The organism is Natribacillus halophilus (assembly GCF_900100185.1).
Lineage (GTDB): Bacteria > Bacillota > Bacilli > Bacillales > Marinococcaceae > Natribacillus > Natribacillus halophilus.
On the sequence record NZ_FNEN01000002.1, the window covers coordinates 70685 to 77730 of the forward strand.

General features: G+C 49.1%; 7 protein-coding genes. 1 reads left to right on the forward strand and 6 read right to left on the reverse strand.

The annotated features are described in order from the left end of the window. Positions 1 to 64 precede the first annotated feature (64 nt). The 5 genes from BLS58_RS02550 to BLS58_RS02570 all read right to left on the reverse strand — a co-directional run bounded on the left by BLS58_RS02550 (position 65) and on the right by BLS58_RS02570 (position 5276). A complete protein-coding gene (locus BLS58_RS02550; protein ID WP_090396004.1) occupies positions 65 to 1105 on the reverse strand; it encodes an NAD-dependent epimerase in 1041 nt (346 codons plus the stop codon). Between the two features lie 59 nt (positions 1106 to 1164). Continuing rightward, a complete protein-coding gene (locus BLS58_RS02555; RefSeq protein WP_090396005.1) occupies positions 1165 to 2988 on the reverse strand; it encodes a polysaccharide biosynthesis protein in 1824 nt (607 codons plus the stop codon). A 30-nt stretch (positions 2989 to 3018) separates the two neighbouring features. Continuing rightward, positions 3019 to 3792, reverse strand: a complete 774-nt coding sequence (locus tag BLS58_RS02560) for a tyrosine-protein phosphatase (RefSeq protein ID WP_090396006.1) — start codon at positions 3790 to 3792, stop codon at positions 3019 to 3021. A gap of 67 nt (positions 3793 to 3859) precedes the next feature. Next, positions 3860 to 4552: a CpsD/CapB family tyrosine-protein kinase gene (locus tag BLS58_RS02565; RefSeq protein WP_090396007.1), complete on the reverse strand. Its 693-nt coding sequence runs from the start codon at positions 4550 to 4552 to the stop codon at positions 3860 to 3862. After that, complete coding sequence (locus BLS58_RS02570) at positions 4524 to 5276, reverse strand: YveK family protein (protein WP_090396008.1); 753 nt, start codon at positions 5274 to 5276, stop codon at positions 4524 to 4526. The genes BLS58_RS02565 and BLS58_RS02570 overlap by 29 nt, the downstream gene beginning before the upstream one ends. Positions 5277 to 5403: 127 nt before the next feature. Here BLS58_RS02570 and BLS58_RS02575 point away from each other — a divergent pair, with 127 nt between their 5' ends. Continuing rightward, on the forward strand, positions 5404 to 6306 hold the full coding sequence (locus BLS58_RS02575) for an LCP family glycopolymer transferase (RefSeq protein ID WP_090396009.1): 903 nt from the start codon (positions 5404 to 5406) through the stop codon (positions 6304 to 6306). Between the two features lie 304 nt (positions 6307 to 6610). Here BLS58_RS02575 and BLS58_RS02580 read toward each other — a convergent pair whose 3' ends face one another. Beyond that, on the reverse strand, positions 6611 to 6847 hold the full coding sequence (locus BLS58_RS02580; protein WP_090396010.1) for an AbrB/MazE/SpoVT family DNA-binding domain-containing protein: 237 nt from the start codon (positions 6845 to 6847) through the stop codon (positions 6611 to 6613). Positions 6848 to 7046 lie beyond the last annotated feature (199 nt).

A 7046-nucleotide genomic window follows, 5' to 3' on the forward strand; every position in this document is an offset into this window, starting at 1 on the left:
CTAACCATGATAAATAGAAACAAGGCAAAGTATCAGCCTCCTTAAGCAGACACCTGTGCCGATCCTAAATGTATTGCATTGACTCTCTGTTTGATTCTAAATTGGCGTAATATCTCTTATACCATTCTACAAACGTCCCGATACCTTCATCAATGGTTGTGCTCGGACTAAACCCGGTAGCTAGCTGCAAGCTTTCAATATCTGCATATGTTGCTTCCACATCCCCGGGCTGCATCGGCAGAAACTCTAGCTGTGCTTCTCTTCCTACATGCTTTTCAATCGTACGGATAAAATCCATGAGTTTCACCGGTTGGTTGTTGCCGATGTTATAGACTCTATAAGGGGCATAGCTTTCACTTGGATCGGGATTAAGTTTATCAAAATCAGGATTTCCTTCCGGCTTGTAATCAACTAAGCGAATCATTCCTTCAACAATGTCATCAATGTATGTAAAGTCACGCATCATCTCGCCATTGTTGAAAACCTTTATCGGATTCCCTTCCATTATATTCTTAGTAAAAGAATAATAGGCCATGTCCGGTCTTCCCCATGGTCCATATACAGTGAAAAAGCGTAAGCCTGTCGTTGGTATATGATACAGATGACTATAAGAATGGGCGAGTAACTCATTGGCTTTTTTTGTGGCTGCGTATAAACTTACTGGATGGTTGACTTCATCAGAAGTTGAAAAAGGCATCTTTTCGTTTGCGCCATATACAGAACTTGAAGATGCATAGATTAAATGTTCAATTTCATGATGCCGACAAGCCTCTAGAATGTTGGTGAAGCCTACAAGGTTAGCATCTACATAAGCTTGGGGATTTTCCAGGCTGTAACGAACACCAGCTTGGGCAGCAAGATTGACAACATGTGTAAATGAATCTTCTTGGAATAACATCTCGAGAAATTCACGATTAGCCAAATCACCCTCCACAAACCTAAAACCTTTATAATGCTTTAATACATCGATACGGTCATATTTTAGTTGTGGTTGATAATAATCATTGAGGTTGTCCAATCCGACAACATTAAACCCATCCTCTAATAATCTTTTTGAAAAGTGCATACCAATGAATCCAGCTGCACCGGTGACTAAGATTTTCATTTAAATGCCAACCAACCTTTTTTACTTTTGATAGTTTCATATTTTACATTTAAATCCTATTATCTAGCTTCAGACAATGAGATTTCTTGCTCGGGTTTAAAGCTAGCTAAATTTAATAATTCATGCTTCAACCCCTCTACGGGAATAGAGTGGAAATCCTTCAACAAATAGTTGAGATAGTTTAGATTAACATTTACAGTCCGCCCTATATGAATCTTCGGATAAACCTGTTCCCGTTCAATCTCCTCGTCCTTCAACAATTCCTCATACATCTTCTCCCCGGGCCGCATGCCTGTGTACTCAATGCCAATATCTCCCTCACCAAATCCAGAGAAGCGTATCAAGTTCCGCGCCAGATCCACAATCTTCACCGGCTCGCCCATATCAAGCACGAAGATCTCACCACCGTCGGCCGCCAATGCCCCTGCCTGTATCACGAGCCTTGATGCTTCCGGTATCGTCATAAAGTACCGTGTCATCTCCGGGTGCGTCACCGTTACCGGTCCACCGCCTTCGATTTGCCTCTTGAACAGCGGAATCACACTGCCGCGACTTCCCAAAACGTTCCCAAAGCGCACGGCAACGAAACGGGTGGCGCTCGTCCGATTCAAATGCTGAACGACCATCTCCGCAATCCGTTTCGTAGCCCCCATAACACTCGTCGGATTAACGGCTTTATCACTCGAGATCATGACGAAGGTGTTCACGCCAGTGGTGTCTGCGGCTTCGGCGACGTTGCGGGTGCCGATGACGTTGTTTTGTACCGCTTCCTGCGGGTTCTTTTCCATGAGCGGTACGTGTTTGTGGGCGGCGGCATGGTAGACGACGTCGGGGCGGTATTTTTTCATGATGTCCTGCATGCGTTCCTTGCCCTGGATGTCGGCGATTTCGGTGTCGAAGGTGATGTGTGTGTACGTGTTTTTCAATTCCATAAAGATACTATATATGCTGTTCTCGCCGTGTCCGAGGAGGATCATTTCCGATGGATCGAACTTGCACAACTGGCGACAAAGTTCCGAGCCAATGGAGCCGCCGGCGCCGGTGACGAGGACGACTTTGCCGGTGATCGTGTCGGCGATGCCTTCGGTGTCCAGTTCGACGGGATCGCGGCCGAGGAGGTCTTCCACTTGTACGTCGCGGATTTGCGAGACTTCCAGTTTGCCGTTGATGAGGTCTTCCAGCATCGGCATGATTTGCGGCTTTATATTCGTCTCCATGCATTGCTCGTGAATGTGTTGCAATTCTTCCCGTTTCATGGACGGGATGGCGATGACGATGTGTTCGATGCGATACTTTTCCACGACGTGTTGGATATCTCCAATTTCCCCGGCTACGGGCACATTCAAGATTTCCAAATGCTGTTTCGTCGGATCATCATCGACGTAGGCCACGGGGCGAAGTTCCGCTTCCGGACTGCCTTTCAATTGGCGCGCAACCAACGTTCCGCCCGCACCTGCGCCGATAATCAGCGTGCGTTTCAGCCCTTTCTTCGGTCTCATGTAGTGATCCCGAAACAATCGCCACGCGAAGCGCGTGCCGCCGATCAATAATATATGTAACATCCACGTGACCGTCAGCGCCCGCGCATACAGCACATCAAAAAAGAGCAGCTGCACGGCTGCGGCTACCAAAATCGTTAAGGTGACGGCATAAAAAATACGCAAAAGTTCATTTGTACTCGCGTACTGCCAAGCGCCTTTATATAATTTGAATATGTAAGCGAAGATGTGGTGGGTGATGACGAGTACGATGGCCGTGACCACTAAGAGATTATCCCATAACCCGGATACGTCATACAACAAATATGCTCCGATAAAAATCGCGCTTAACACAATCAAACTGTCAATGCTCATGACGACGAGCATTCGAACGCTGTACCTCATACGCTCATCTCCTCAGTATTTCCGGTGCTTCTAGCGACTGAATAAGCCAAAGGCTTTCTTTTTCTTAATGCGTTGCGGCTCGTCCATCATCGGATATTGATGATTCAGCAGGAATTCCGCGTTTTCCTGGTAAAATAACACGGTTTCCGTTCCGTATTTCTTTTCCATCACTTCGTAAGCTCCCCGCAGACGATTGGGCCGTTTACTCGTCGTATGCGTGTCGGAGGCGACAAAGTGCGCCAGGTTGTGTTCGATTAATTGCTGGGAGAATTTCCGTATCGTCTTGCCGAAATCGCCGGTGATACTGGCCGCGGTGACTTGTGTGGCGACGCCGCTTTTGACCATTTCGTACAGCCACGAGGCATCCTTTAAGATTTGGATGTTGCGTTCCGGGTGTACGATAACAGGAATCACTTCTTCCTGTAAAAGATGATAGAGGAGACGTCCCGTATAGCGGGGGACGTGATCGCTCGGCAATTCCACGAATAAATAGCGTCCACCGTCCGCGAGGGTGCACAGCTCCCCTGTCCGGAAACCGTCGATCATCTCACCGTACACGCGTGTTTCCTGTCCGGGGTGGACCATTAGGGGCAAGCGTTCATCGACGATGGCGTCGTTTAAGGCTTGTGTGTGTGTGATAATGTCTTTTTTTTCATTATCAAAATGACCGTTGCGATGGTGTGGTGTGGCGATGATGTGGGTGATGCCTTGGTCGACGGCTTGTCTTGCCATCGCCAGGCTTTCCTGCATGTGAGGGGCTCCGTCATCAACGCCGGGTAAGATATGACTATGTATATCGATCATTGTGTCTCCAACCTTTTCTATACAATATTAACATAGTCCTAGTAAATTTCAACAGATAAATACAAGTTTACCCACCATAATAGTACATATAATTGCTCGTTTTGCGTTCTTGGCGATTGAGGACGGCGCCGAGCATTTTCGCGTTCGATTGCTTGAGGAGTTCCGTCGCTTTACGCGCGTCTTCTTTTTCCGTATGGCCGCTGTCCACGACGAGGATGACGCCATCGCTTATGCCGGCGACAATTTGCGCGTCGGTGACGGCGAGGACCGGCGGGGTGTCGATGATGATATAGTCGTAGAGGGCGCGTGCTTCATTGATAAAATGTTTCATCGTTTGCGATCCCAGCAGTTCGGATGGATTGGGCGGGATCGGGCCGCACGTGAGGACGTCGAGCGCTTCATTGCTCGTGGACTGAACGACGTCCGCGAAGTCTCGTTGCTTCGTGATGATATTGCTTAAGCCGGTGTGATTCGCAAGGTAAAACATGTAGTGTACGGATGGCTTGCGCATGTCGGCATCGACGAGTAATACTTTTTCTTCCTGTTGGCCGACCGTTTCGGCGAGATTGGCGTTAATGGTCGTTTTGCCTTCGGCCGGTCCTGACGACGTCGTCATGATCACTTGCATGTCCTGGTCGATGGCGGCATATTGGATGTTCGTGCGGATCGTGCGAAACTGTTCCGAGATCGGGGACATGGGATTTTCCCGCGTGATCAGGGAGCGTCGTTTGCTAATTTGTCTCGGTTGTTTTTTGAACATTGTAAGACCTCCCCTGGATGGCGGATTGAGTATTTCTGCCATCGGCCGGTGTCATTTCCGGGATGGACCCGAGCGCGATGAGGCCCAGCTCTTTTTCCACGTCATCCTCGTCCTTGATGGTGTTATCGAGGAATTCGAGCAGGAATGCCAGCCCGACGGACGCCATCAAGCCGACGACGAAAGCGATTGCCATATTCAAGGCCGGTTGCGGCGATACCGGGGACATCGCTTCCCCATCCGTGGCACTCGTGAGGATACTGACATTATCGATGTTCATGATGTCATCGACTTCACTTTGGAAAACACCGGCAATCGAGTCGGCAAGGGTCATGGCCGTTCTTGGATCCGGATCCGTCACTGCAACGGAAACGACTTGCGACTCCCCTTCCGGATTTACGTCCACTTGACTTTCCAGCTCTGAATACGTGCGGTCGACGCCCGTTTGTTCAATGACAAGGTCCAGGATTGCCGGGCTCGAGATGATGACGCTGTATGTATTGATGAGTTCCACATTCGTGTCGATATCCCCGACTTCGATGGTATCTTCTTGCTGTTCCTGCCCCTGATTGACGAGCAAGCTCGCAGAAGCTTCATATTGAGGCGTCATGATAAAAAAACTGATGAAGGCACTTAAAATAACCGCCCCCGCGGTGATGAGCGCGATCATTCGCCATCTTTTTTTCAACGTTTCCAGGATTTCTTTCAAACTTATCGTCTCTTCCATGGGTTCCTCCTAGTACAGTTCTGGTCCATTTATCATAATAACGTAGAATAAAATATAATGCTACCAAAAAGTTGATAATCATGCTATCATTAAAATAATTGACCATTCACGCAAGGAGTTACATATCATGAAAAAAGCCCTCATCATCCTGGGCATCGCCGCTTCCGTGCTTATTCTCGCGGCCGGCGGCTTTGCCCTCTATCTTTATTTTTCCGTCACGTCAACCGCAGATGAAATGCACTCACCGATCGAGCGCGAGTTCTCGGAGTTGCGCCCTGAAGGCGTCAATGTCGAGGAGGAAGAACCGCTGTCTTTTTTATTGCTAGGGGTTGATGCCGAAGATGAAACGTCCGGGCGGACGGACACGATCATCGTCATGACCGTCAACCCGGAAGACGAATCGATGAAAATGCTGAGCATCCCCCGGGACACGCTCGTGGACATCGTCGGCCGCGACGGAGAAGACAAAATCAACCACGCCTACGCGTTTGGCGGGGCAGAGATGGCGATCAATACGGTCGAGAACTTTCTGGATGTGCCCATTGATTATGTTGCGACGATTAACATGGACGGCTTCGAAGAAATGGTCGACGCCGTCGGCGGCGTCACCGTGTCGAACGAAATGGCATTCGAGCAGGGCGGCACACAGTTCTCCGAGGGAGATCTTGAACTGGACGGCGAGGATGCGCTTTCTTTCGTGCGCATGCGCGATGACGATCCGCGCGGGGACGCCGGCCGCAATGACCGTCAGCGCGAAGTGATCGAAGGTGTGCTGGCCGAAGGCGCGCAATTATCCTCTGTGACGCGCGTCGGCTCGATTCTGGATTCAGTCGGCTCGAACGTGGAAACCAACGCCGAATGGGACGACATCACCGATATGATCGGATACGAGTCGAGCCGCCACGATATCGAGCAAATGACGTTGAGCGGCGAAGGCACGCGGATCGACGGCATCTATTACGAGCTGATCGATGATGGCGAGGTCGCGGAAGCGTCGCAGGAGTTGCGCGAGCATTTGGAGCTGGAATAGAGGAGTGGAGCGGAGGGGATCGCCCGGGCGGGGCGGTCTTTTTTTGTGGGGGGGGGGGGATGGAATCTGGCGGATTCTGTGCTTAATCTGGCGGATTCGCGCTGGATTCTGGCGGTTTGGCGCTGGATTCTGGCGGTTTGGCGTGATAATCTGGCGGATCGTGGGCAGAATCTGGCGGTTTTACAGCTTATTCTGGCACTTTACAATGCTAGGGATGTTTCAGTGTCTTATCATGATGACCGCAGTTTCGCAAATAAGTTCCATTTATTTATCCTCATTCGCCCATTCTTCAGAATCATCACTATTAAGCCATTTTCTCCTCTTCTTGCCATTCGTCAGACCAAAACCACGCTTGATCTTTTTCAATCGTCATCACTGGGATTAAGATAATCCGTCCATTTTCTACAGCAACTTCTAATTGTTCTCCTTCACTTAAATCGAGCTGTTCAACCAAATCCGAAGGAATCGTGACTTGATTTTTCCCGCGCAAGCGTACACTTCTTCGAGGCATGGAATCCCTTCTTTCCATTGCTTTTTCCATAAGTTTCCTGCTTTCTGATTATAATATTCTTATTTTCGGATTTTATTATTTTCTTATTTTATCACTTCCTTGCATCATCAGCAAACATAGGCGAGAGGATCTCAAGGTAAAGTCAAAGTAAAACGATTTTTAAGGGAAATAAAAATCGCCTTTCTAAGACGAGCCCGAGGGAGATCACATCGCCCTCTCGGATTGGTTC